At 74.6% G+C, this 21,000-nt stretch carries 19 protein-coding genes; 11 read left to right on the forward strand and 8 right to left on the reverse strand.

What is annotated here, in order from left to right; genetic code table 11:
- Positions 1-188: 188 nt before the first annotated feature.
- Positions 189-758 (forward strand): chloramphenicol phosphotransferase CPT family protein, encoded by a 570-nt coding sequence (locus OOT42_RS01345; protein ID WP_273653178.1) that lies wholly within the window; start codon positions 189-191, stop codon positions 756-758.
- 51 nt (positions 759-809) lie between these two features.
- Here the strand turns inward: OOT42_RS01345 and OOT42_RS01350 are convergent, their stop codons facing one another.
- The 3 genes from OOT42_RS01350 to OOT42_RS20265 all read right to left on the reverse strand — a co-directional run bounded on the left by OOT42_RS01350 (position 810) and on the right by OOT42_RS20265 (position 3,376).
- Positions 810-1,118, reverse strand: a complete 309-nt coding sequence (locus OOT42_RS01350) for a monooxygenase (protein WP_273653179.1) — start codon at positions 1,116-1,118, stop codon at positions 810-812.
- A gap of 244 nt (positions 1,119-1,362) precedes the next feature.
- Positions 1,363-3,039 (reverse strand): phosphoglucomutase (alpha-D-glucose-1,6-bisphosphate-dependent), encoded by a 1,677-nt coding sequence (pgm, locus tag OOT42_RS01355; protein WP_273653180.1) that lies wholly within the window; start codon positions 3,037-3,039, stop codon positions 1,363-1,365.
- An 82-nt stretch (positions 3,040-3,121) separates the two neighbouring features.
- Positions 3,122-3,376, reverse strand: a complete 255-nt coding sequence (locus OOT42_RS20265) for an SDR family oxidoreductase (RefSeq protein ID WP_423775946.1) — start codon at positions 3,374-3,376, stop codon at positions 3,122-3,124.
- A gap of 81 nt (positions 3,377-3,457) precedes the next feature.
- Here OOT42_RS20265 and OOT42_RS01365 point away from each other — a divergent pair, with 81 nt between their 5' ends.
- Positions 3,458-4,282, forward strand: a complete 825-nt coding sequence (locus tag OOT42_RS01365) for a DUF5926 family protein (RefSeq protein WP_423775947.1) — start codon at positions 3,458-3,460, stop codon at positions 4,280-4,282.
- A 115-nt stretch (positions 4,283-4,397) separates the two neighbouring features.
- On the forward strand, positions 4,398-5,450 hold the full coding sequence (locus OOT42_RS01370) for a glycosyltransferase family 2 protein (protein WP_423775948.1): 1,053 nt from the start codon (positions 4,398-4,400) through the stop codon (positions 5,448-5,450).
- On the opposite strand, the gene OOT42_RS01375 is transcribed toward OOT42_RS01370, so the two are convergent.
- Positions 5,365-7,878: a hypothetical protein gene (locus tag OOT42_RS01375; protein ID WP_273653183.1), complete on the reverse strand. Its 2,514-nt coding sequence runs from the start codon at positions 7,876-7,878 to the stop codon at positions 5,365-5,367. The genes OOT42_RS01370 and OOT42_RS01375 overlap by 86 nt on opposite strands.
- A gap of 80 nt (positions 7,879-7,958) precedes the next feature.
- Here OOT42_RS01375 and pheA point away from each other — a divergent pair, with 80 nt between their 5' ends.
- On the forward strand, positions 7,959-8,963 hold the full coding sequence (pheA, locus tag OOT42_RS01380; RefSeq protein WP_273653184.1) for a prephenate dehydratase: 1,005 nt from the start codon (positions 7,959-7,961) through the stop codon (positions 8,961-8,963).
- Positions 8,964-8,981: 18 nt separating this feature from the next.
- Here pheA and OOT42_RS01385 read toward each other — a convergent pair whose 3' ends face one another.
- Together OOT42_RS01385 and OOT42_RS01390 are read right to left on the reverse strand one after the other, a co-directional pair.
- Complete coding sequence (locus OOT42_RS01385; RefSeq protein ID WP_273653185.1) at positions 8,982-9,674, reverse strand: SdrD B-like domain-containing protein; 693 nt, start codon at positions 9,672-9,674, stop codon at positions 8,982-8,984.
- A 169-nt stretch (positions 9,675-9,843) separates the two neighbouring features.
- Complete coding sequence (locus tag OOT42_RS01390) at positions 9,844-11,004, reverse strand: diacylglycerol/lipid kinase family protein (RefSeq protein WP_273653186.1); 1,161 nt, start codon at positions 11,002-11,004, stop codon at positions 9,844-9,846.
- A 176-nt stretch (positions 11,005-11,180) separates the two neighbouring features.
- Between OOT42_RS01390 and serS the strand changes: the two genes are divergently transcribed.
- From serS to OOT42_RS01420, 6 genes are all read left to right on the forward strand, one after another.
- Positions 11,181-12,464: a serine--tRNA ligase gene (gene serS / locus OOT42_RS01395; protein ID WP_273653187.1), complete on the forward strand. Its 1,284-nt coding sequence runs from the start codon at positions 11,181-11,183 to the stop codon at positions 12,462-12,464.
- A complete protein-coding gene (locus OOT42_RS01400) occupies positions 12,461-13,255 on the forward strand; it encodes an HAD family hydrolase (RefSeq protein ID WP_273653188.1) in 795 nt (264 codons plus the stop codon). The genes serS and OOT42_RS01400 overlap by 4 nt, the downstream gene beginning before the upstream one ends.
- Positions 13,256-13,448: 193 nt before the next feature.
- Positions 13,449-14,825 carry an ABC transporter substrate-binding protein gene (locus tag OOT42_RS01405; RefSeq protein ID WP_273653189.1) on the forward strand — a complete coding sequence of 459 codons (1,377 nt, stop codon included), beginning with the start codon at positions 13,449-13,451 and terminating at the stop codon, positions 14,823-14,825.
- Between the two features lie 152 nt (positions 14,826-14,977).
- Positions 14,978-15,967: a carbohydrate ABC transporter permease gene (locus tag OOT42_RS01410; protein WP_273653190.1), complete on the forward strand. Its 990-nt coding sequence runs from the start codon at positions 14,978-14,980 to the stop codon at positions 15,965-15,967.
- Entirely contained in the window at positions 15,964-16,911 is a 948-nt protein-coding gene (locus OOT42_RS01415; protein ID WP_273653191.1) for a carbohydrate ABC transporter permease, read from the forward strand. The genes OOT42_RS01410 and OOT42_RS01415 overlap by 4 nt, the downstream gene beginning before the upstream one ends.
- 101 nt (positions 16,912-17,012) lie before the next feature.
- The gene (locus OOT42_RS01420) at positions 17,013-17,888 is read left to right on the forward strand and encodes an EamA family transporter (RefSeq protein WP_273653192.1); all 876 of its coding nucleotides are present in this window, start codon (positions 17,013-17,015) and stop codon (positions 17,886-17,888) included.
- Positions 17,889-17,980: 92 nt separating this feature from the next.
- Here the strand turns inward: OOT42_RS01420 and OOT42_RS01425 are convergent, their stop codons facing one another.
- Positions 17,981-18,577: a bacterial proteasome activator family protein gene (locus OOT42_RS01425; protein WP_273653193.1), complete on the reverse strand. Its 597-nt coding sequence runs from the start codon at positions 18,575-18,577 to the stop codon at positions 17,981-17,983.
- A gap of 76 nt (positions 18,578-18,653) precedes the next feature.
- Between OOT42_RS01425 and OOT42_RS01430 the strand changes: the two genes are divergently transcribed.
- Positions 18,654-19,886: an AGE family epimerase/isomerase gene (locus OOT42_RS01430; protein ID WP_273653194.1), complete on the forward strand. Its 1,233-nt coding sequence runs from the start codon at positions 18,654-18,656 to the stop codon at positions 19,884-19,886.
- 30 nt (positions 19,887-19,916) lie between these two features.
- On the opposite strand, the gene OOT42_RS01435 is transcribed toward OOT42_RS01430, so the two are convergent.
- Complete coding sequence (locus OOT42_RS01435; protein WP_273653195.1) at positions 19,917-20,894, reverse strand: NAD(P)H-quinone oxidoreductase; 978 nt, start codon at positions 20,892-20,894, stop codon at positions 19,917-19,919.
- Between the last annotated feature and the right edge of the window lie 106 nt (positions 20,895-21,000).

The following is a 21,000-nucleotide window of genomic DNA, read 5'->3' on the forward strand; positions in this document are numbered from 1 at the left end:
GAGGCACGGTCCGGCGGTCACCCCCGCACGCACCACCCGACCGCGTCGGGTCGGGGGTGCGTGCAGCGGGCGGCGTCGCGCCCCGACGCCGCTCCGCACGACGGGCCGCGCACCTCGACCAGGTGCGCGGCCCGTCCGTGTCCCCGCCGCCACGCCGCCCGGTCCCGCCGGGACGTACGGTGGCGCGCATGCCGCACGCGTCCGGACAGGTCGACGTCGTCGTCGTGAACGGCGGCTCCAGCTCGGGGAAGACCTCGCTGTGCCGCGCTCTCCAGGAGGCGCTCCCCGGTCTGTGGCTGACGTTCGGCGTCGACGCCCTGGTCGACGCCCTCCCGGGCGGCGGTGACAGCCCGCGGGCCGACATCACCTTCGCCCCGGACGGCACGGTCAGCGTCGGCCCCGACTTCACCGCCGGGCAGGACGCCTGGTACGCGGGGCTCGCGGCGATGGCCCACCACGGCGCGCGCCTGGTGCTCGACGAGGTCCTGCTGGCCGGGGGCGCCGGGCAGGAGCGCGTCCGCCGGGCGCTCGACGGGCTCGACGTCGTGTGGGTCGGGGTGCGCTGCGACCCCGACGTCGCTGCCGCGCGCGAGGCGCAACGGCCCGATCGCACGCCCGGCATGGCGCGCGCCCAGGCGCTCAGCGTCCACGCGGGTGTGCGGTACGACCTGGAGGTGGACACGACGCGACGGCCGACGCCCGACTGCGCCGCCGAGATCGCCGCCGCCCTCGCGGCCCGGACGGCCGCGCGCGGGTGACGGCGGGACGGCCGCGCACCGCAGAGCGGCTCGTCGAGGGCTCCTCCCCGGTCAGTCGGGGACGGGTGCGTGCGTGATCGCGGAGAGACCGGCGTTCACGGGCCGCGAGTACGTCGTCACGTCGGTGATGCCGAAGCCCGCGAGACGGGCGGTGTGCTTCGCGAGGTAGCGCTGGGCCGACTCGCGGTCCGTGAACAGGTACGCGCCGCCCGCCGTCCCGGCCTCGGCGTCCTCGGTCCAGACCTTCCAGAGCAAGCCGTCCTCGGCCGCGATGTCCGCGGCGAGCCCGCCGAACGCGGTGACGGCCTCGTCCCCGACAGGCCCGTCGGTCGCGAAGTCGAAGAACAGCAGGTGCGCCATGGGTGGGTCCTCTCGCTGCGGGCCGCGGAGGGACGCGAGACGCGCTCCGCTGGTCGCCCAGTCGACCACCGGCCGCCCACATCGACGCCACCCGGGCCGCAGCACCGGCGACGGCGCGTCAGCGGTCACCAGGCCCGGGTCGTCACCACGCACAGGGGCGACCCGGGCCTGGGTACCGGAGAGCGGACGTCAGCGGTACCCGGACCCGGGTCGTCGTGCGGAGCTGGCCGGGGGGCGGCGGGCGTCAGCTGCCCAGGGCCTGGGAGACGACCTGCTTGGCCTCGTCCTGGACCTGCTTCAGGTGGTCCTCGGAGACGAACGACTCGGCGTAGATCTTGTAGACGTCCTCGGTGCCCGACGGCCGCGCGGCGAACCACGCGTTCTCGGTCGTGACCTTGAGGCCGCCGATCGCGGCGTCGTTGCCCGGCGCGTGCGTGAGGCGCGCGGTGATCGGCTCGCCCGCGAGGGTGGTCGCGGTGACCTGGGAGGCGTCGAGCGCGGCGAGCGTCTTCTTCTCCTCGCGGGTCGCGGCGGCGTCGACGCGCGCGTACCAGGACTCGCCGAACTCGCCGACGAGCTCGCGATGGATCTGCGACGGCGACTTCCCGGTCGTCGCGATGATCTCGGACGCGAGCAGCGCGGGCAGCATGCCGTCCTTGTCGGTGGTCCACACGGTGCCGTCCTTGCGGAGGAACGACGCCCCGGCGGACTCCTCGCCGCCGAATCCGACGGACCCGTCGACGAGGCCGGGCACGAACCACTTGAACCCGACGGGCACCTCCAGCAGGCGCCGGCCGAGGCGCGCGGCGACCCGGTCGACGAGGCTCGACGACACGAGCGTCTTGCCGATCGCGGTGCCCGACGGCCAGCCCGGGCGGGCGCCGCCGTACAGGTAGTGGATCATCACGGCGATGTAGTGGTTGGGGTTCATCAGGCCGCCGTCGGGCGTGACGATCCCGTGGCGGTCGGAGTCCGCGTCGTTGCCGGTCGCGACGTCGAACGGCGCCTCACCGCCCGCCATCCGCTGCACGAGCGACGCCATCGCGTACGGCGACGAGCAGTCCATGCGGATCTTGCCGTCCCAGTCGAGCGTCATGAACGACCAGCGCGGGTCGACCTGCGGGTTCACGACCGTGAGGTCGAGGCCGTAGCGCTCGCCGATCGCGCCCCAGTACTCGACGGACGCGCCGCCCAGCGGGTCCGCGCCGATCCGCACGCCCGACGTCCGGATCGCCTCGAGGTCGAGGACGTTCGCGAGGTCGTCGACGTACGCGGACAGGTAGTCGTGCTTGCGCGTCGTCTCGGCCGCGACCGCCTGCTCGTAGCTCAGGCGCGGCACGGACCGCCAGCCCGACGCGAGGATCGCGTTCGCGCGGTCGGCGATCCACGCGGTCGCCTGCGACCCGGCGGGGCCGCCGTCCGGCGGGTTGTACTTGAAGCCGCCGTCGCGCGGCGGGTTGTGCGACGGGGTCACGACGATGCCGTCGGCGAGCCCGGGGCCGGACGTGCGCACGCCCTCGGAGGTCCCGGCGCCGTTGTAGCTGAGGATCGCGTGCGAGACGGCGGGCGTGGGCGTCCACGAGTCGCGCGCGTCGACGCGGACCTCGACACCGGCCGCCGCGAGCACCTCGAGCGCGGAGCGGAACGCGGGCTCGGACAGGCCGTGCGTGTCGCGGCCGATGAACAGCGGCCCGTCGGTGCCCTGCCCGCGGCGGTACTCGACGATGGCCGCGGTGATCGCGACGATGTGCGCCTCGTTGAAGGCGGAGTCGAGCGCCGAGCCGCGGTGCCCGCTCGTGCCGAACACCACGCGCTGCGCGGGGTCGTCGAGGTCGGGTTCGCGGTCGAAGTAGGCCCCGAGGAGGGCGTCGAGGTCGACGAGGTCGGACGGCTGGGCAGGGGTTCCGGCGCGCGGGTCCATGCGGTCGATCCTTCCGCATGACCTGCGCGCGCGCAGCCCCCGGTGGTCCCAGCCGTCCGTCGTCGTGGTGTGCCCGCGGGCGTCAGCCGGCGGAGCGCCCGCCGTCGACGAGCCACACCTGGCCGGTGACGTGCGACGCCTCGTCGGACGCGAGGAACGCGACGACGTTGGCGGCCTCGGCGGACTCCCCGATGCGTCCCTGCGGGACCTGCTGGGCCAGGGTGTCGATGAGGTCGGCGTCGAGGTTGTCGAGCCACGGGGTGCGGATGATGCCCGGCCCGACGGCGTTGACCCGCACGCCTCGCTGCGCGTACTCGAGCGCCGCGGTCTTCGTCATCATGACGACCGCGCCCTTCGAGGACCGCGTGCGAGGCGGGCGTCGCCGCCCGTCCCGGGGACTCCCGGTACCCTTCGGGACATGGCCAGGAACACGCCCGACTTCGTGCTGCGTCCGTTCGAGGGGCTCCCCGGTGAGCCCGACTGGGTCGCGCTCAAGGAGCTCGTCCCCGCGGCGACCGCGACCGCCCGCACCACGAAGGAGCACGGGGCGCGCGACGTCCTCGTCACCACCGTGCTGCCCACCGCCTGGCCCGCGCTGCACCGCGCGGACGGCGTCGTCCTCCTCGCGCTCCAGACGGTCGGCTCGTCGGGCGACGCGAGCCGCGACCTCGCCGCCGCGCTGCTCGAGGCCCTCGACGTCGAGCCCGGCACCGCGGTCGAGACCGTCGGCCTGCCCGGTCCCGGCCCGCGCCTCCAGGACGTGCTCGACCCGTCCGTGCCGTTCGAGGTCACGGTGCACGACTCGTTCTCCTACTGGCTCGCGCCCGACACCGAGCGCACGCCCGACCTCGTCGCGGCGATGGAGGAGGCCGACGCGGGCATCATCGACACCCGCAAGCTCGCCGCCGCCGACGCCGCCTACTGGTGCCGCATGGGCGCCCGCGAGTTCCTCCGCTGGGCGCAGCCGCACGACGAGCAGGTCGTCCTCGACGCGCTCGCCCGCCTGCACGCGCGCCGTGCGTCCGGGTTCGACGGCGGCAAGTTCGTCGGCTACTTCCGGTCCAGCGGCCTCGTCGTGCCGGTGTGGGAGCTCGCCCGCGGCTCCGAGGCCGAGGACGTCGAGACCCCGCTCGCGGCGTTCGCCCCCTCGTTCGCCGAGGCGCTCGCGTCGACCGAGCCGCTCGACGCGAACGAGCGTCGCGCCCGCGCCGGGCTCGTCGCCCGCCAGGTCACCCTCCGCTGACGCCCGCCGCGCCCACGCCCGCCGCGCCGACGCCGCCCGCCGGACGGGTGTCGTCGGCGTCCCGGCCTGCGGCTCCGGGCGGGCGGTCGCCGTCCGGCTCGCTAGGCTGACGCCCGTGACGCGCAAGGGCGGGAAGGCCGCCGACGACCAGCCGGAGGCCGGCCCGACCGACGCCTCGACGGCCGCTGCGACCGCGCCCACGCGCACGCGTGGCCGGACGCCCGCCACCACGACGGTCGACGAGGCGACGACGCCCGCCGACACGGGTGTCGACGCCCCCGCCGCGACGTCCGACGCGCACCCCGAGGCCCCGGCCACGGGCGGTCGTCAGCGGCGCGGAGGCCGGGACGCCGGTCGCGACGCCGCGCGTGAGCCCGCGCACGACGCGCGCGAGCCGAAGCCGCACCGGCACAAGCAGCGGGTCGCCGTGATCATCCCGGCGAAGGACGAGTCCCGGCGGATCGCCGCGACGGTCCGCTCCGCGCGCGCCATCCCGCACGTCGACCTCGTGCTCGTCGTCGACGACGGCTCCGAGGACAACACCCAGCACGTCGCCCGCGAGGCCGGGGCCGTCGTCGTCCGGCACTCGCACAACCGCGGCAAGGCCGCCGCCATGGAGACCGGCGCCGCCGTCGTCGCCATGCGGGATGCGCCCGACCGGTCGCCCCGCGTCCTGCTGTTCATCGACGGCGACCTCGGCGAGACCGCGGTCAACACCGCACCGCTCGTCCCGCCCGTCGTCGAGGGCCACGCCGACCTGTCGATCGCGCTCCTGCCGCCGCAGCCCGGCGCCGGTGGCCGCGGCATCGTCGTCGGCGCCGCGCGCCGCGCGATCGCGTCGATGACCGGCTGGACACCCACGCAGCCCCTGTCCGGCATGCGCTGCCTCACGCGCGAGGCGTTCGAGGCCGCGACGCCGCTCGCGCGCGGCTGGGGTGTCGAGACGGGCATGACGATCGACCTGCTGCGGCAGGGGTTCCGCGTGATCGAGGTGCCCTGCGAGCTGCGGCACCGACCGTCGGGCAGCGACCTCAAGGGCCAGCTGCACCGGGCCGCGCAGTACCGCGACGTGCAGCTCGCGGTCAGTGCGCGTCGGGTGCGGGGGGCGGCGTCGGCCGTGCAGCAGGCGGTCGCGCCGCGGTCGCGTCCGCCGCAGACGCACCGCTGACCCCACCGTCGACGACCGCACCGCCACCGTCGGCGACCGCACCGCCACCGGCGGGAGCGTCGGCCTCGCCCTGAGCGTCGGCCTCGCCGCGCGCGCCGACCGCGGCGGGCGTCCTCTCGTCGACGGCGACCGCCTGCGGCTCGGGCGCCTCGAGCCGCCACTGCGCCGCCGCGGCGACGAGGCACGGCACCGCGACCGCGATGCCGGTGGCGGGCACGACGATGCCGGAGTCGTTGATGAGGAACCCGACGCCGAGCCCGGCGCCGATGGCCAGCACCGCGGGACGCAGCAGCGGGACGGCGGCCTGCAGCCCCGCGAGCGGGCTGCGCGGGCCCATGAGCGCGCCTCGCCGCGGCCGGTCGCCCGCGAGCACGATCCACGTGAGCGCGATGCCGAACACGGCGAGCACGAGGTAGCGCCAGTTGGTGAGCACGCGCAGGTTGACGGACAGCTTGCGGTAGACGACGTCCCACAGCCCGCCGTCGAGGACCGTCGCGAAGAACCGGCCGAGGTGGGTGCGGTCCGCGGGCGGGCGCATCCAGTCGAGCACCGCGAACCCGCCGACGACGAGCGCGCCGACGCCGAGGATGATCGCGAGCGTCCTCCAGTGCACGCGCCGGCCGCTCACGGTGATCGCGAGCAGCGCGAACGCGAGGATCAGCGCGGGCGGGCCACCGAAGTCGGAGCCGAGACCGGGGGCGCCGTCGACGACGACGAGCAGCAGCCCGAGGCCGGCGACGAGCACGGTCGCGAGGACGCGCCGGCCGCGGCGCACGAGCGGGTCGGCGATCGCGACGGCGACGAGCAGGCCCGCCGCGGTGAGCAGCGCGAACGCCTGGTTGCTCATGCCGTAGAACCGCGCGGCGAGCAGCCGGTGCGCGCCCATGGGCGTGTCGATGACGAGGTGCGAGCCCGTGCAGGCGTCGACGACGAGCACGCCGACGGTCACCGCGGCCACGAACCCCGCGGGTCCGAGCACCGAGCGCCGCCACGGCCCGACGAGGGCCAGCGCCGTGATGAGCGCGATCCACGCGAGGACCGTCCACCAGAACGCCATGCGCGGGTCGGCGGCACGCCACCACGGGACGAGACCCGTGAGGAACGCCGTGATCGGCGCCGCCGCGAGCGCGAGCGACGCGATCTTGAGCGCGTGCAGCGCGGGCCGCAGGGGTCGGCGGTCGGACCGGCCCTTGCGCGTGAGGATGATCGCGGCGGCGACGAACAGCACCGCCTGCGCGAGCACCATGCGCGTCGAGAACCCGCCGCTGACGCGCGTCACCCACTGCGCCTGCTGCTGCACGTCGAGCAGCGTCGCCATCCGCCCGGACGCGGTCACGGGACCGGCGGTCGGGACGATCGTCGCGCCCGCGAGCGCCGGCGCGTCGTCCTCGAGGTCGAGCGAGTCGAGCAGCGTCGGTGTGACGTCGACGGTCTGCACCAGCCCGGCCTGCCGGGTGGCGCCCGACGTGAGCAGGTTGCGCGCGTACTCGTCGCCGTTCGGTGCGGTGCCGAGCGCGGCGGCGAGCTGGAGCGTCGCGCGGCTGGAGTCGGCGAGCGACACCACGAGGACCGTCGCGCCGCTGCGCTCGGTGGCCCGCAGGACGGCGCCGATGCGGTCGTCGAGGGTCTGCGCCTGCGCGGACCGCGTGGGCTCGACGATCGCGCCCGGCGTCGGCAGCTCCGGGTCCGTCGGGTCGGCGATGCCGGGGATCTCGTCGCCGGGCTCCTCCTCGACCGGGGTGGACGAGCCGCGCGCGGCGGTCGCGTAACCGGGGTCGCGCAGCACGCCCGCGTCGACGACGACGAGCCGCGACGTCTGGAGCGCGTCGCGCACGGTGCGCGTCAGGGCGTTCGTGCTGCCCGGGCGGGCGAGGTGCGTGCCGACCGGGAGCCCGTCGCCGTCGGCCAGCGCGATCGCGGCACCGGGGCCGATGCCGGTCGCGGGGGTGCCGGAACCGGCGAGCAGGTCGCCGAGGAGCCCGGGGCGCGCGCCGTACGACTCGGACTCGGCGGACGACAGGTAGTCGTCCCAGCCGGGCACCTGGCCGTCCTCGCCGGGGTCGCGCAGCGAGCGGCAGGTGCGGTCGTCGGCGGGCAGGTCCGCGGCGCGCTCGCCCGACGACACCGCGAGCCAGCCGTCCGCGGGGCAGGACCGGGACGCGACGGACCGCGCGGCGACGAGACCGATGGACCCGTCGCGGGAGAGGTCCCACAGCGTCGGCGTGGTGAGCGTCGTGACGTCGTCCCAGCGCAGGCCGGTGACGCCGACGAGCACGACGGGCGCGGCGGCGGTGTCCTCGGCGGTCGGGGCGGGGGTCGCGGCGGTCGCGGTCGGGGCGGTGAGCAGCACGGTCGCGGCGGCGAGCAGCGTGCCGGCGAGCGCACGCACGCGGTGACGCAGGGCGCGCGGGCGGGCGGAGGTCGGCACCGGTCAAGCCTACGGGCGCACTACCCTCGACCCCGGCGGGTGGGGTCGACGCCGCGTGGAGCGCCTGAGGAGGAGCTGTGATGTCCGCACCAGGAGCGGTCGCGCCCGGGGCGTCGTCGGAGTCCTCCGGCGGGCGGCCGCGGTACGCCTACCTCGGGCCCGCGGGCACGTTCACCGAGGCGGCGCTGCGGCAGGTCGTCGGGCCCGACGAGGCGGTGTACCTCCCGCAGACCGACGTGGCCGCCGCGATCGAGGCGGTCCGGTCCGGCGGCGCCGACTTCGCGGTCGTCGCGATCGAGAGCACCGTCGAGGGCGGCGTCACGGCCACGCTCGACAGCCTCGCCGGCGGCGCGCCCCTCGTGCTGCTGCGCGAGGTGCTCGTGCCCGTCCAGTTCACGCTCGCGGCCGCGCCGGGCGTCGCGCTCGCGGACGTGCGACGCATCTCCGCGCACCCGCACGCGTGGGTGCAGTGCCGCCGCTGGCTCGCGCACCACCTGCCGGGCGTCGTGCACGTGCCGGCCACGTCGAACACCGCACCGGCCGCCCTCCTCGCGGGGCGCGCCGCCGACGGCGAGCCCACGGACCTCGGCTTCGACGCCGCGCTCGTCCCGCCGCCCGCGGTCGAGACGTACGGGCTGGTGCCGCTGGCCGAGCACGTCGCGGACAACCCGAGCGCGGTGACGCGGTTCGTCGTCGTCGGCCACCCCGGTCACGTCCCGCCGCCGACGGGCGCGGACAAGACGACGCTCGTGGTGCACCTGCCCGACAACGAGGCCGGTGCGCTGCTCGCGATGCTCGAGCAGTTCGCCGTGCGCGGCGTGAACCTCTCGCGCATCGAGTCGCGTCCGATCGGCGACGCCCTCGGCCGCTACTCGTTCTCCATCGACGCCGAGGGGCACATCACCGACGAGCGGGTCGGCGAGGCGATCATGGGCCTGCACCGCCGCTGCCCGCACGTGCGGTTCCTCGGCTCCTACCCGCGGGCCGACGCGGTCGCACCGACCGTGCACGTCGGGACCGCCGACGCGGACTTCGTCGGGGCTCGCGAGTGGCTGCGCGCGGTGCGTGAGGGCTCCGCGACCTGACCGGCGGGTCGGGTCTGGTCAGCCGAGCGAGACCCCCAGCACCTGCGCGACGGGCGTCGCGCCGACGTCGAGCCCGCGTGCGACCCGGTCCGCCGTCACGCCGTCGGCCGGTGCCGGGAGGTCGAGGTCGGCCGGCTCGGTGAGCGCGACCGGTCCGGACAGGCCGCGCGTCGGGTCGCCGTCGACGGGCTCGGCGTCGGAGTCCACGAGCGCACGTCCGGGCGCCGCGACGGCCGTCGTCAGCGCGTACCCGGCGGGCAGCTCCCAGCGGACCCGGTAGACGCCGTCCGGGAGGTCGTCGAACGCCGCGGTCCCGTCGGTTCCGGTCGTCGCGGCGGCGACGAGGCTGCCGTCGGTGTGGTGCGCCGGGCGGGCGTCCGCGGTCTCGAGGTGGACGACGACGCCCGACAGCGGGGCCTCGGCGGCGCCGCGCAGACCGTCGGCGTCCTCGTCCGACCATGCGCCCGTGACCAGCGCGAACGCGGGCGGCGCGACCGCGCGGTCGTCGAGCAGCATCGCCCGGTCGTCGGCCGCGGGGCCGGGGTCCGGGGCGAGGAGCACGAGGCCGAGCGCGGCTGCGGCGAGCGCGCCGACCGTCCCGAGCGCGACCGACGCGAGCGTCGTGCGATGGTTCGCGGGCGACCCGACCACGGGCACGGGCGCCGTCCGGGGCGCACCCGCGGGCGGTTCGGGGCGGCTGTCGGTGGTCACCGTGCTCCTCGTCTGCTCCGCGACCGCGGCGGGCCCTCGGGGGTGGGAGGCGACCGTCCGCGTCGACTGCTCTCCACGGTAGCGGCGGGAACGGACATCGGCGGAGGAGTCGGGCATTCTTCACCACCCCGGAGCAACGACCGCCCGACCGCGGGCCGAGGGGCCGCCGTCAGCGCGTCGGGACGCGCACCACCAGCGCCCCGGGGTCGATCCGCGCGCTCAGCTCCGTGACGCGACCCACCACGTCGCCGTCGACCTGCACGTGGTCGCCGCCCGGCACGACGAGCCGCACCTCCTGCGCGCGGGTGTGGTCGATGCGGCCGATCTTCGCGGGCAGGTCGTTGCGGACCCCCACCCCTTGCAGCACCACCTCGCCGAGGAGCTGCGCCCAGCCCGCGATCCCCGCGCGCGTGTCGATCGCCGCGACGTCGAGCCAGCCGTCGTCGAGCTCCGCGTCGGGCAGCAGCGTGATGCCGCCCGGGAGCCGGCCGCAGTTGCCGATGAGCAGGCTGCGCAGCCGCGTCGTGGCGACCGGCTGGTCGTCGAGCCTGACGTGCACGCGCGTCCGCCGCCCGTGCAGGTGCTTCATCCCTGCGACGAAGTAGGCGATCCACCCCACGCGCGCCTTGAGCTGCTCGTCGGCGTCGGCCACCATCGCCGCGTCGAACCCGACCCCCGCGATCACCAGGAAGATGTGGTCGCGCGGCAGGTCCGTGTCGTCGGGCAGGCTGTCTGCCGCCTCCGCGACGTCGTCGTGCACGTCGGACTCCCAGCGCTGGACACGCAGCCAGCCGACGTCGATCGTCCGGTCGCGGCCCTCGACCGCGACCCGCATCGCCGCGAGCGGGTCCGACAGCGGGATGTCGAGGTTCCGCGCCAGCAGGTTGCCCGTCCCCAGCGGCATGAGCCCCATCGGCACGCCCGTCCCGACGAGTCCCTCCGCGACCGCGCGCACCGTCCCGTCGCCGCCGATCGCGACCACCACGTCGGCCCCCCGCTCGACCGCGAGCCGCGTCTGGCCCACGCCGGGGTCCTCGACCGTCGTCTCGAGCCAGAGCGGGGTCGGCAGCTCCTGCTCCGCGCACAGCCGCAGCACCGCCGCGCGCAGGTGGGCGACGTCGGGCTTCGAGGGGTTCGCGACGAACGCGACGAGCTGGCCGCCGCCCTCGATCTCCCGCGCCAGCCGCAGCGCCCGGGCCGACCTCGCGGCGCCGGGGGCCTCGATGCGTCGGCGCAGCTCGCGCTGCCGGACGAGGAGCACACCGACGCCGAGCAGCGAGAGGAGCGCGAGCGCACCCGCCGCGACCGCGACCCACCCCTCCCACGACACACGGGCAATCTACGGCCCGCCCCCGCCCTGGCCCGCCCGAACACCCCGAGCACCGCCTCCCGGGCCACCGACGGACGCCACCTCCCGACCCGCGACCCGGGACCCGGGTGCTGCGGGCCGGGTGGAGCGGCGGAGGTGCGGGGCGGCGGGTGCGGGGCGGTCGGTAGAGTCGGCGGGTGATCGATCTGCGGCTCCTGCGGGAGGAACCCGAGCTCGTCCGGACCAGCCAGCGGCTGCGTGGCGACGACCCGTCCCTCGTCGACCAGGTCCTCGACGCCGACTCCCGCCGCCGCGCCGCCCTCACCGAGTTCGAGACGCTGCGCGCGGAGCAGAAGGCGCACGGCAAGAAGGTCGCGTCGGCGCAGGGTGACGAGAAGCAGGCGCTGCTCGCGCACGGCAAGACGATCGCGGAGAAGGTCAAGGGGCTGCAGGCGGAGGCCGACGAGGCCGAGCGGCACGCCACGGACCTGGCCCGGCGGATCGGCAACGTCGTCGAGGACGGCGTCCCGGGCGGCGGCGAGGACGACTACGTCGTGCTGGAGCACGTCGGCACCCCGCGCGACTTCGCGGCGGAGTACGGCGACGACTTCCAGGTGCGCGACCACCTGGCGCTCGGCGAGGGCCTGGCGGCCATCGACACCGAGCGCGGCGCGAAGGTGTCGGGCGCGCGGTTCTACTACCTGACGGGCATCGGGGCGCGGCTCGAGCTCGCGCTGCTCAACGCGGCCGTCGACCGGGCGCTCGCGGTCGGGTTCACGCCCGTCATCACGCCGACGCTGGTGAAGCCCGAGGTCATGGCCGGCACCGGGTTCCTCGGCGCGCACGCGGACGAGATCTACCACCTGCCCGCGGACGACCTGTACCTGGTCGGGACGTCGGAGGTCGCGCTCGCGGGCTACCACAGCGGCGAGATCCTGGACCTGACGGGCGGCCCGAAGCGGTACGCGGGGTGGAGCGCGTGCTACCGGCGCGAGGCCGGCTCGTACGGCAAGGACACGCGCGGCATCATCCGCGTGCACCAGTTCCACAAGGTCGAGGCGTTCTCCTACACGACGGTCGAGGACGCGGCCGACGAGCACCGCCGCATCCTCGGCTGGGAGAAGGCGATGCTGGACCTCGTCGAGCTGCCGTACCGCGTGATCGACACCGCGGCGGGCGACCTGGGCAGCAGCGCGGCACGCAAGTTCGACTGCGAGGCGTGGCTGCCGAGCCAGCAGCGGTGGCTCGAGCTGACGTCGACGTCCAACTGCACGACGTTCCAGGCCCGCCGCCTGGGCGTGCGCGAGCGCACCGCGGACGGCACGGTCCGTGCGGTCGCGACGCTCAACGGCACGCTCGCGACGACGCGCTGGATCGTCGCGATCCTGGAGAACCACCAGCAGGCCGACGGGTCGGTCCGCGTCCCGGAGGCGCTGCGCCCGTACCTCGGCGGGCTCGACGTGCTGGAGCCCGTGCGATGAGCCGCTGCACGATGGTCGCGCTCGACGTCGACGGCACCCTCATGTCGTACGACGGCGTCATCTCCGCCGACGTGCGCGACGCGATCGCGGCGGTGCGGGAGGCCGGCGTGCACGTGGTGCTCGCGACGGGTCGTGGCGCGCACTCGGCGGTTCCGGTCGCGCGCGACCTGGGGCTCACCGAGGGCTGGGTGGTGTGCTCGAACGGCGCGGTGACGGCCCGCATCGACGGGACGGACGAGGGCTTCGCGATCACGAAGTCGGTGACGTTCGACCCCGGTCCGGCCCTGCGGACGATCGCGATGGAGCTGCCCGACGCGCTCTTCGCGGTCGAGGACCTCGGCGTCGGATTCAAGGTGTCCGCGGACTTCCCCGCGGGCGAGCTGTCCGGGCGGGTGCAGGTCGTGCCGTTCGACGAGCTCGCGTCGACGCCCGCGACGCGCGTCGTCATCCGGGCGCCCGAGGCGAGCCCCGAGGAGTTCCACGAGCTCGTGGAGCGCGTCGGCCTGCACGAGGTCGAGTACGCCGTCGGCTGGTCCGCGTGGCTCGACCTGACCCCGGGCGGGGTGTCGAAGGCCAGCGCGCTCGAGGAGATCCGGCAGCACGAGGGCGTCGAGCCGTTCGCGACGGTCGCCGTCGGGGACGGGGCCAACGACGTGCAGATGCTGCGGTGGGCCGCGCGGGGCGTGGCGATGGGCCACGCGTCCGACGTCGTGCGCGCGGCGGCGGACGAGGTCACCGGCACGATCGAGGACGACGGCGTCGTCGCGGTCCTGCGCAGCCTCGTGGGCTGACGAGGCGCCCGCAGGCGTCGTCGCAGGTGCCGAGGGCAACGGCCACCGGCGGCTGACACGTGTGCGTTGCCCAATTGTGACCGTTCTGTCCCCGTGTGCCGGTTGCGAAACCCTTGCGCAACGACTTGCATCGCTGGGGAGGGCGCGACGGGGTGGAGTCGCGCCGTCCGGACCATGACGACGTGGAGGTCTCATGAACGGCTTGCGCAAGCGTCGCGGCTACACCGCGGCAGCGGCGGCGGGGGCGGGTCTCGTGCTCGTGCTCACCGCCTGTTCGGGCAACGACGACGACGGCGGGGGCGGCGGCGACGAGACGTCGACGACCGACTGCTCGGCCTACGAGGACTACGGCGACCTGTCGGGGAAGACGATCAGCGTCTACACCTCGATCGTGGACCCGGAGTCGCAGCAGCAGATCGACTCCTACGCCCCGTTCGAGGAGTGCACGGGCGCGAAGATCGAGTACGAGGGCTCGCGCGAGTTCGAGGCGCAGCTCCCGGTGCGCCTCCAGGCCGGCAACCCGCCGGACATCGCGTACATCCCGCAGCCCGGCTTCCTCAAGTCGATCGTCGAGCAGTACCCGGACGTCGTCGTGCCGGCCCCGCAGGCCGTCATCGACAACGCGAACGAGTACTACACCGAGGGCTGGGTCAACTACGGCACCGTCGACGGCACGCTCTACGCGACGCCGCTCGGCGCGAACGTGAAGTCGTTCGTCTGGTACTCGCCGTCGGCGTTCGAGGAGAACGGCTACGAGATCCCCACGACGTGGGACGACCTCATCGCGCTCACCGACCAGATCCGTGAGGACTACCCCGACGTGCAGCCGTGGTGCGCGGGCATCGAGTCCGGCGACGCGACCGGCTGGCCGGCCACCGACTGGCTCGAGGACGTCGTCCTGCGGACCGCGGGTGCCGACGTCTACGACCAGTGGGTCAACCACGAGATCCCGTTCAACGACCCGCAGATCCTCGAGGCGCTCGGGACCGTCGGCTCGATCCTCAAGGACTCCGAGCGCGTGAACGGCGGCTGGGGCGACGTGACGTCCATCGCGACGACCCCGTGGAACGAGGCCGCGCAGCCGATCCCGGACGGCGCCTGCTTCCTGCACCGTGCGGCGAACTTCTACCAGGCCAACTGGGACGAGAGCCTCACGGTCGCCGAGGACGGCGACGTGTACGCGTTCTACCTGCCGGGCAAGACCGCCGAGGACAAGCCGCTGCTCGGTGGTGGCGAGTTCGTGACGGCGTTCGCCGACCGTCCCGAGGTCGCGGCGTTCCAGGCCTACCTGTCGAGCCCCGAGTGGGCCAACAAGAAGGCCGAGGTCACCGGCCAGGGCTGGCTGTCCGCCAACAACGGCCTCGACCCGGAGCTCCTGCAGTCGCCGATCGACAAGCTGTCGTTCGACCTGCTGACCGACGACTCGTACACCTTCCGGTTCGACGGGTCCGACCAGATGCCCGGTGCCGTCGGCGCCGACGCGTTCTGGAAGCAGATGACCGCGTGGATCGCCGAGAACCAGTCCGACGAGGAGACGCTCGACAACATCGAGGCGGCCTGGCCGCAGTGACGCCTCGACCGGTGTGACACCGCCGTGGTGGGGGTCCGTCCCGGGCCCCCACCACGGCCGTCGCACCGGCTGTCCCGACGTCTTCGGCGCGCGTACGGACCGCGCCCCCCGTTGCATCGACGCCGGCCTCGACGGCGAGGAAAGGGTGAGCCATGGACTGGTTGCTCGAAGCGGACACCACGGGCGAGAAGTTCGCGGTGATGGTGATCGCGATCCTGCTGTTCGTGGTCGTGATGGGTCTGATCCTGTTCGGCGTCGACCGGATCAAGCGGCTGCCCTCGTGGGCGGTCGCGCTCGGCTTCCTGGGCCCGACGCTGATCTTCATCGCGTTCGGCCTGCTGTACCCAGGGCTGCGGACGATCCGCGGCTCCTTCTACAACAACACCGGTGACGCGTTCGTCGGCTTCGACAACTACGTGCGCGCCTTCACCGAGGACCAGTTCCAGACGGTCCTGCGCAACACGCTGCTGTGGGTCGTGCTCGTCCCGCTCGCCGCGACGTTCATCGGGCTCGTGTACGCCGTCATGGTCGACCGGACACGGTTCGAGTCGTTCGCCAAGACGCTGATCTTCCTGCCGATGGCCATCTCGCTCGTCGGCGCGTCGATCATCTGGAAGTTCGTCTACGAGTACCGACCCGACCAGGGCAACATCCAGCAGATCGGCCTCGCGAACCAGCTCCTCGTGTGGCTCGGGCTGCCACCGCAGCAGTTCCTGCTGAACCAACCCTGGAACACGTTCTTCCTCATCGCGGTCATGGTGTGGATCCAGGCCGGCTTCGCGATGACGGTCCTGTCCGCCGCGATCAAGGCGATCCCCGACGACATCGTCGAGGCCGCGCGGCTCGACGGACTGGGCGGGACCAAGATGTTCCGCTTCATCACCGTCCCGAGCATCCGGCCCGCGCTCGTCGTCGTCCTCACGACGATCGCGATGTCGACGCTCAAGGTCTTCGACATCGTCCGGACCATGACGGGCGGCAACTTCAACACGTCGGTCGTGGCGTACGAGTTCTACACGCAGTCGTTCCGGGCGCAGCAGCAGGGGCTCGGCGCCGCGCTCGCCGTGATCCTGTTCGTGCTCGTCATCCCGATCGTCGTCTACAACGTGCGGCAGCTGCGTCTGGCGGAGGAGATCCGATGACCGTCATCCCTCCCACCAACCTCGTCGACGAGACCGAGGCGGACACGCGCGTCGCGAAGCCCGCGCGCAAGATGTCCCGCGCGGAGAAGCGCGCGATGGCCGTGAAGGGCAAGCTCAGCTCGCCGTGGGCGTCGGGCATCGCGATCACCATCGCGATCCTGTGGACCGTCCCGACGTTCGGCCTGTTCGTCACGTCGTTCCGGCCGCGCGCGGAGATCCGGTCGTCGGGCTGGTGGACCCTCCCGTGGAACCCGGAGCTGACGCTCGACAACTACCAGGAGGCGCTGTTCGGGTCGTCGACGAGCCTGTCGACGTTCTTCGTCAACTCCGTCGTCATCACGCTCCCGGCCGTCATCATCCCGATCTCGCTCGCGCTGCTCGCGGCGTACGCCTTCGCGTGGATCGACTTCAAGGGCCGCAACCTGCTGTTCGTCGCGGTGTTCGCGCTCCAGGTCGTGCCCATCCAGGTCACGCTGATCCCGCTGCTCTCGCAGTACGTGTCGTGGGGCCTCGCGGGCTCGTTCTGGGTCGTGTGGCTGTCGCACTCGATCTTCGCGCTGCCGCTCGCGATCTACCTGCTGCACAACTTCATGAAGGACATCCCGCCGTCGCTCGTCGAGGCCGCGCGCGTCGACGGCGCCGGGCACGTGAAGATCTTCTTCCAGGTGCTCCTGCCGCTGCTCACGCCCGCGATCGCGTCGTTCGCGATCTTCCAGTTCCTGTGGGTGTGGAACGACCTGCTCGTCGCGCTCGTGTTCGCCGGTGGCACCCCCGACGTCGCGCCGCTGACGGTGCGCGTCGCCGAGCTCGCCGGCACGCGCGGGTCGCAGTGGCACCTGCTGTCGGCCGGTGCGTTCATCGCGATGATCGTGCCGCTGATCGTGTTCCTCGGGCTCCAGCGGTACTTCGTCCGCGGCCTGCTCGGCGGTGCCGTGAAGGGCTGACCCCCGCTCGACCGCCAGACACCTGCGGCCCGCGCACCCTCCGGGGTGACGCGGGCCGCAGCGTGCCGGGCGGGCGGAGTGCCGGTGCCTACGCTGGACGCGTGCCCGCGCCGCTCCTCTTCGTGCTGTCGGGCCTGACCCAGTACCTCGGCGCCGCGATCGCGGTCGGGCTGTTCGACGTGCTTCCGCCCGCCGTCGTCGCGTGGCTGCGGCTCGCCGTCGCCGCGGTCGTCCTCGTGCTGTGGCGGCGGCCGTGGCGGTCACGTGGCCTCTGGACGCGTCGTGCGGTCCGCACCACCGTGCTGTTCGGCGTCGTGCTCGGGCTCATGAACGTCGCGTTCTACGTCGCGATCGACCACCTGCCGCTCGGCACGGCGGTCGCGCTCGAGTTCGTCGGGCCCGTCGCGGTCGCCGCGGTCACCGGGCACGGGTGGCGCGACCGTGTCGCGATCGGCGTCGCGGCCCTCGGCGTCGTGCTGCTCGCGGGCGTCACCCTGGAGTCCGGCGCGGTGCCGGGCGGCGACGCGGTCGTCGGGCTCGTCGCCATCGGGATCTCCGCCGCGTGCTGGGCCGGGTACATCGTCCTCGGGCGCCGCGTCGCGACCGCGGAGAGCGGCGGGGTCACCGGGCTGTCCGTCGCGATGACGGCGGGCGCGCTCGTCCTCGCGCCGTTCTTCGTGGCCGACGCCGCACCCGTCGCCACCGACGCGTGGCTCGCGCTGCTCGTCGTCGGCGTCGCCGTGCTGTCGTCCGTCGTGCCCTACGGGCTGGAGCAGGTGGTCCTGCGGCGCGTCCGCCCCGCCACGTTCGCGGTGCTGCTCGCGCTGCTGCCGGCGACGGCGGCCGTCGTCGGTGCCGTCGTGCTGCGGCAGGTCCCGCACCCCGCCGAGCTCGCCGGGCTGGTGCTGGTCTCGGGCGCGATCGCGCTCACCGGCACCGACCGGACCGCCACCGACGAGGCGCCGCCGCCCGCCTGAGGACCGGCTCGCCCGCACGACGGGAGGCCGCGCGCGGGCCGGGCCGCTCGGATGCGCGCGCCGGGGCGAGGTCGCCGCGCTGGGCGGGACGGCTACAGGTACTGACCGGTGCCCGGGCGCTCCGGGTCGTCGGGGTCGCCGATCGCGAGGCCCGGGTGCCCGGGGTGCGCGCCCGGCATCCCGCCTCGGCCGGGCGGCAGCGCGCGACGCATCTGCGACAGCTGCGCCTGCGCCGCCATCTGCTGCGCCACGAGCGCCGTCTGGATGCCGTGGAACAGCCCTTCCAGCCACCCGACGAGCTGCGCCTGCGCGATCCGCAGCTCCGCGTCCGACGGCGTCTGCTCGTCGACGAACGGCAGCGTGATGCGGTGCAGCTCGGCCACGAGCTCGGGGGACAGGCCGTCCTCGAGCTCCTTGAGCGAGCGCTCGTGCACCTCCGCGAGACGCGCACGGGCGGCGTCGTCGAGCGGCGCGCTGCGGACCTCGTCGAGGAGCTGCTTGATCATCGTGCCGATCCGCATGACCTTCGCGGGTTCGCCGACCAGGTCGGTGACGTCCTCGCCGGCGTCGTCCTGCGCGTCGTCGGCGCCGTCCGGCGCGGGCACCACGACGACCCGCGGACCCGCGCCCGTCGGGCCCTGCGCGTGCTGCTGCGTGCCGACCTCGTCACGTGCCTCGTCGTCGCTCATCCGGGCATTGTGTCCCGCCCGTCCCGCCCGGTGCAGCCCGGACCGTCGACCGGTCCGCCGTCGGTAGGGTTGACGCATGTCCTGGCTGACGACGCCCGCGCACGCCCGGTGGCTCGAGGGCGAGACCGACCGGTTGCTGGACTTCGGGAGGGCGTCGGCGGTCCCCGGCGGCGGGTTCGCGCGGCAGGACGAGCAGGGCGCTCCCCAGGACGGCCCGCTCGAGCTGTGGATCACGTGCCGCATGACGCACGTGTACGCGATCGGTCACCTCCTCGGCCGCCCCGGCTCGGCCGCGCTGGTCGACCACGGGCTCGCGGCGCTGCGCGGGGTCTTCCACGACGACGAGCACGGCGGCTGGTTCGCCGAGGTCGAGCGCGACGGCACCCCGCGCGACGCCGACAAGGCCGCCTACCCGCACGCGTTCGTCATCCTCGCCGCGTCGAGCGCGGCCGCCGCGGGCCGGCCCGGTGCGCGCGAGCTGCTCGACGAGGCGCTCGCCGTGTCCGAGCGGCACTTCTGGGACGACGAGGCGGGGCTCGCGGTCGAGCAGTGGGACCGCACGTTCACCACGCTCGACGGCTACCGCGGCGTCAACGCGAACATGCACACCGTCGAGGCGTACCTCGCCGCCGCCGACGTCACGGGGCACCGCGTCTGGCTCGACCGCGCGCTGCGCATCGTCGAGCGCGTCGTCGACGGCTTCGCGAAGGGCAACTCCTGGCGCATCCCGGAGCACTTCGACTCCGCGTGGGTCGCCGACCTCGAGTACAACGTCGACACCCCCGCGCACCCGTTCCGGCCCTACGGGGCGACGATCGGCCACTGGTTCGAGTGGGCCCGGCTCACCCTGCACGCGCGCGCCGCCGTCACCGCCCGCGGCGACGTCGCCCCGACGTGGCTGCTCGACGACGCCGTCGCGCTGTTCGACGCGGGCGTCCGCGAGGGCTGGGACGTCGACGGCGCCCCCGGATTCGTCTACACGGTGGACTGGAGCGGCCGCCCCGTCGTGCGCGAGCGCATGCACTGGGTCGCCGCCGAGGCCGTCGCCGCGGCCGCCGCGCTGCACGCCGCGACCGGCGAGGCGCGGTACGACGACCTCTACACGCAGTGGTGGGAGTACGTCGGGGAGCACCACCTCGACCGCGAGGGCGGGTCCTGGTGGCACGAGCTCGGCACCGACAACACGGTGTCGCGCACGGTGTGGGCGGGCAAGGCCGACCTCTACCACGCCGTGCAGGCGACGCTGATCCCGCGGCTGCCGCTCACGCCCGTGATCGTCCCGGCGCTCGCGGCGGGCCTGCTGGACTGAGGGGCCCGGCCCACCGGCGCGCGGGCGGCGTCAGGGGACCAGCAGCACCTTCCCGAAGACCTCGCCGCGCTCCATCATCCGGTGCGCCTCCGCGGCGTCGGCCAGCGGGACGCGCGCGTGCACGACGGGACGCACCCGGCCCTCGGCCACGAGCGGCCACACGTGCCGGGCCACACCGTCGACGATCGCCGCCTTCTGCGCGTGCGGGCGCGAGCGCAGCGTCGTGCCGATCACCGACGCGCGGCGCGCGAGCAGCAGGCCGAGGTCGAGCTCCGCGCGTCGACCCTGCTGCAGCCCGATGACGACGAGCCGGCCACCGTCGGCCAGCAGCCGCAGGTTGTCCGCGAGCGCCCCCGCACCCAGCACGTCCAGCACGACGTCGACACCGCGGTGGTCCGTCGCCGCACGGACGCGGCCGACGAGGTCCTCCTCGCGGTGGTCGAGCGCGACGTCGGCACCGAGCTCGCGGACCCGCGCCACCCGGTCGGGTCCGCCGGCCGTCGCGAGCACCCGGGTGCCGAGCGCACCTGCCAGCTGTACCGCCACGGAGCCGACACCGCCGGACCCGCCGTGCACGAGCAGCGACTCCCCGGGGGACAGGTGCGCCGCGCGCAGGTTCGACCACACCGTGGCGACCGCCTCGGGCAGTGCGGCGGCGTCCTCCAGGGGAACGTCGTCCGGCACGGGGAGGCACAGGTCGGCGCGCACCGTCACCCGATCGGCGTAACCTCCGCCCGCGAGGAGCGCGGCGACGCGGTCGCCGGGCCGCCACCGGTCCGTCACCGACTCGCCGACGGCGACCACGACCCCGGACACCTCCAGCCCCGGCCAGGCCGGGGCGCCCGGCGGCGGGGGATAGTGACCCTCGCGCTGGAGGAGGTCCGCGCGGTTGACTCCCGCGGCGCTGACCTGCACCAGGACGTCCGCGGGCCCGGGTGTCGGGTCGGGCACCTCGGCGACGCGCAGGACGTCCGCCGGACCCGGCTCCGAGACCACGACTGCCCGCATCTGCGCACCCTAGCGGCCCGTCAGGACGCGGCAGATAGGGTGCGCACCTGGTCTCGTCCCGACGTATCCCATCGGGTGAGGTCCATGGCAAACTCTGGCCCGGGCT

The sequence above is a fragment of the Cellulomonas fimi genome, from assembly GCF_028583725.1.
Lineage (GTDB): Bacteria > Actinomycetota > Actinomycetes > Actinomycetales > Cellulomonadaceae > Cellulomonas > Cellulomonas fimi_B.

Excerpts from the sequence above, each read along its gene's own strand:
- OOT42_RS01345 (WP_273653178.1), top strand. The coding sequence starts at position 189 with ATGCCGCACGCGTCCGGACAGGTCGACGTCGTCGTCGTGAACGGCGGC.
- OOT42_RS01350 (WP_273653179.1), bottom strand. The coding sequence starts at position 1,118 with ATGGCGCACCTGCTGTTCTTCGACTTCGCGACCGACGGGCCTGTCGGG.
- pgm (WP_273653180.1), bottom strand. The coding sequence starts at position 3,039 with ATGGACCCGCGCGCCGGAACCCCTGCCCAGCCGTCCGACCTCGTCGAC.
- OOT42_RS20265 (WP_423775946.1), bottom strand. The coding sequence starts at position 3,376 with ATGACGAAGACCGCGGCGCTCGAGTACGCGCAGCGAGGCGTGCGGGTC.
- OOT42_RS01365 (WP_423775947.1), top strand. The coding sequence starts at position 3,458 with ATGGCCAGGAACACGCCCGACTTCGTGCTGCGTCCGTTCGAGGGGCTC.
- pheA (WP_273653184.1), top strand. The coding sequence starts at position 7,959 with ATGTCCGCACCAGGAGCGGTCGCGCCCGGGGCGTCGTCGGAGTCCTCC.
- OOT42_RS01400 (WP_273653188.1), top strand. The coding sequence starts at position 12,461 with ATGAGCCGCTGCACGATGGTCGCGCTCGACGTCGACGGCACCCTCATG.
- OOT42_RS01405 (WP_273653189.1), top strand. The coding sequence starts at position 13,449 with ATGAACGGCTTGCGCAAGCGTCGCGGCTACACCGCGGCAGCGGCGGCG.
- OOT42_RS01410 (WP_273653190.1), top strand. The coding sequence starts at position 14,978 with ATGGACTGGTTGCTCGAAGCGGACACCACGGGCGAGAAGTTCGCGGTG.
- OOT42_RS01415 (WP_273653191.1), top strand. The coding sequence starts at position 15,964 with ATGACCGTCATCCCTCCCACCAACCTCGTCGACGAGACCGAGGCGGAC.
- OOT42_RS01425 (WP_273653193.1), bottom strand. The coding sequence starts at position 18,577 with ATGAGCGACGACGAGGCACGTGACGAGGTCGGCACGCAGCAGCACGCG.
- OOT42_RS01430 (WP_273653194.1), top strand. The coding sequence starts at position 18,654 with ATGTCCTGGCTGACGACGCCCGCGCACGCCCGGTGGCTCGAGGGCGAG.
- OOT42_RS01435 (WP_273653195.1), bottom strand. The coding sequence starts at position 20,894 with ATGCGGGCAGTCGTGGTCTCGGAGCCGGGTCCGGCGGACGTCCTGCGC.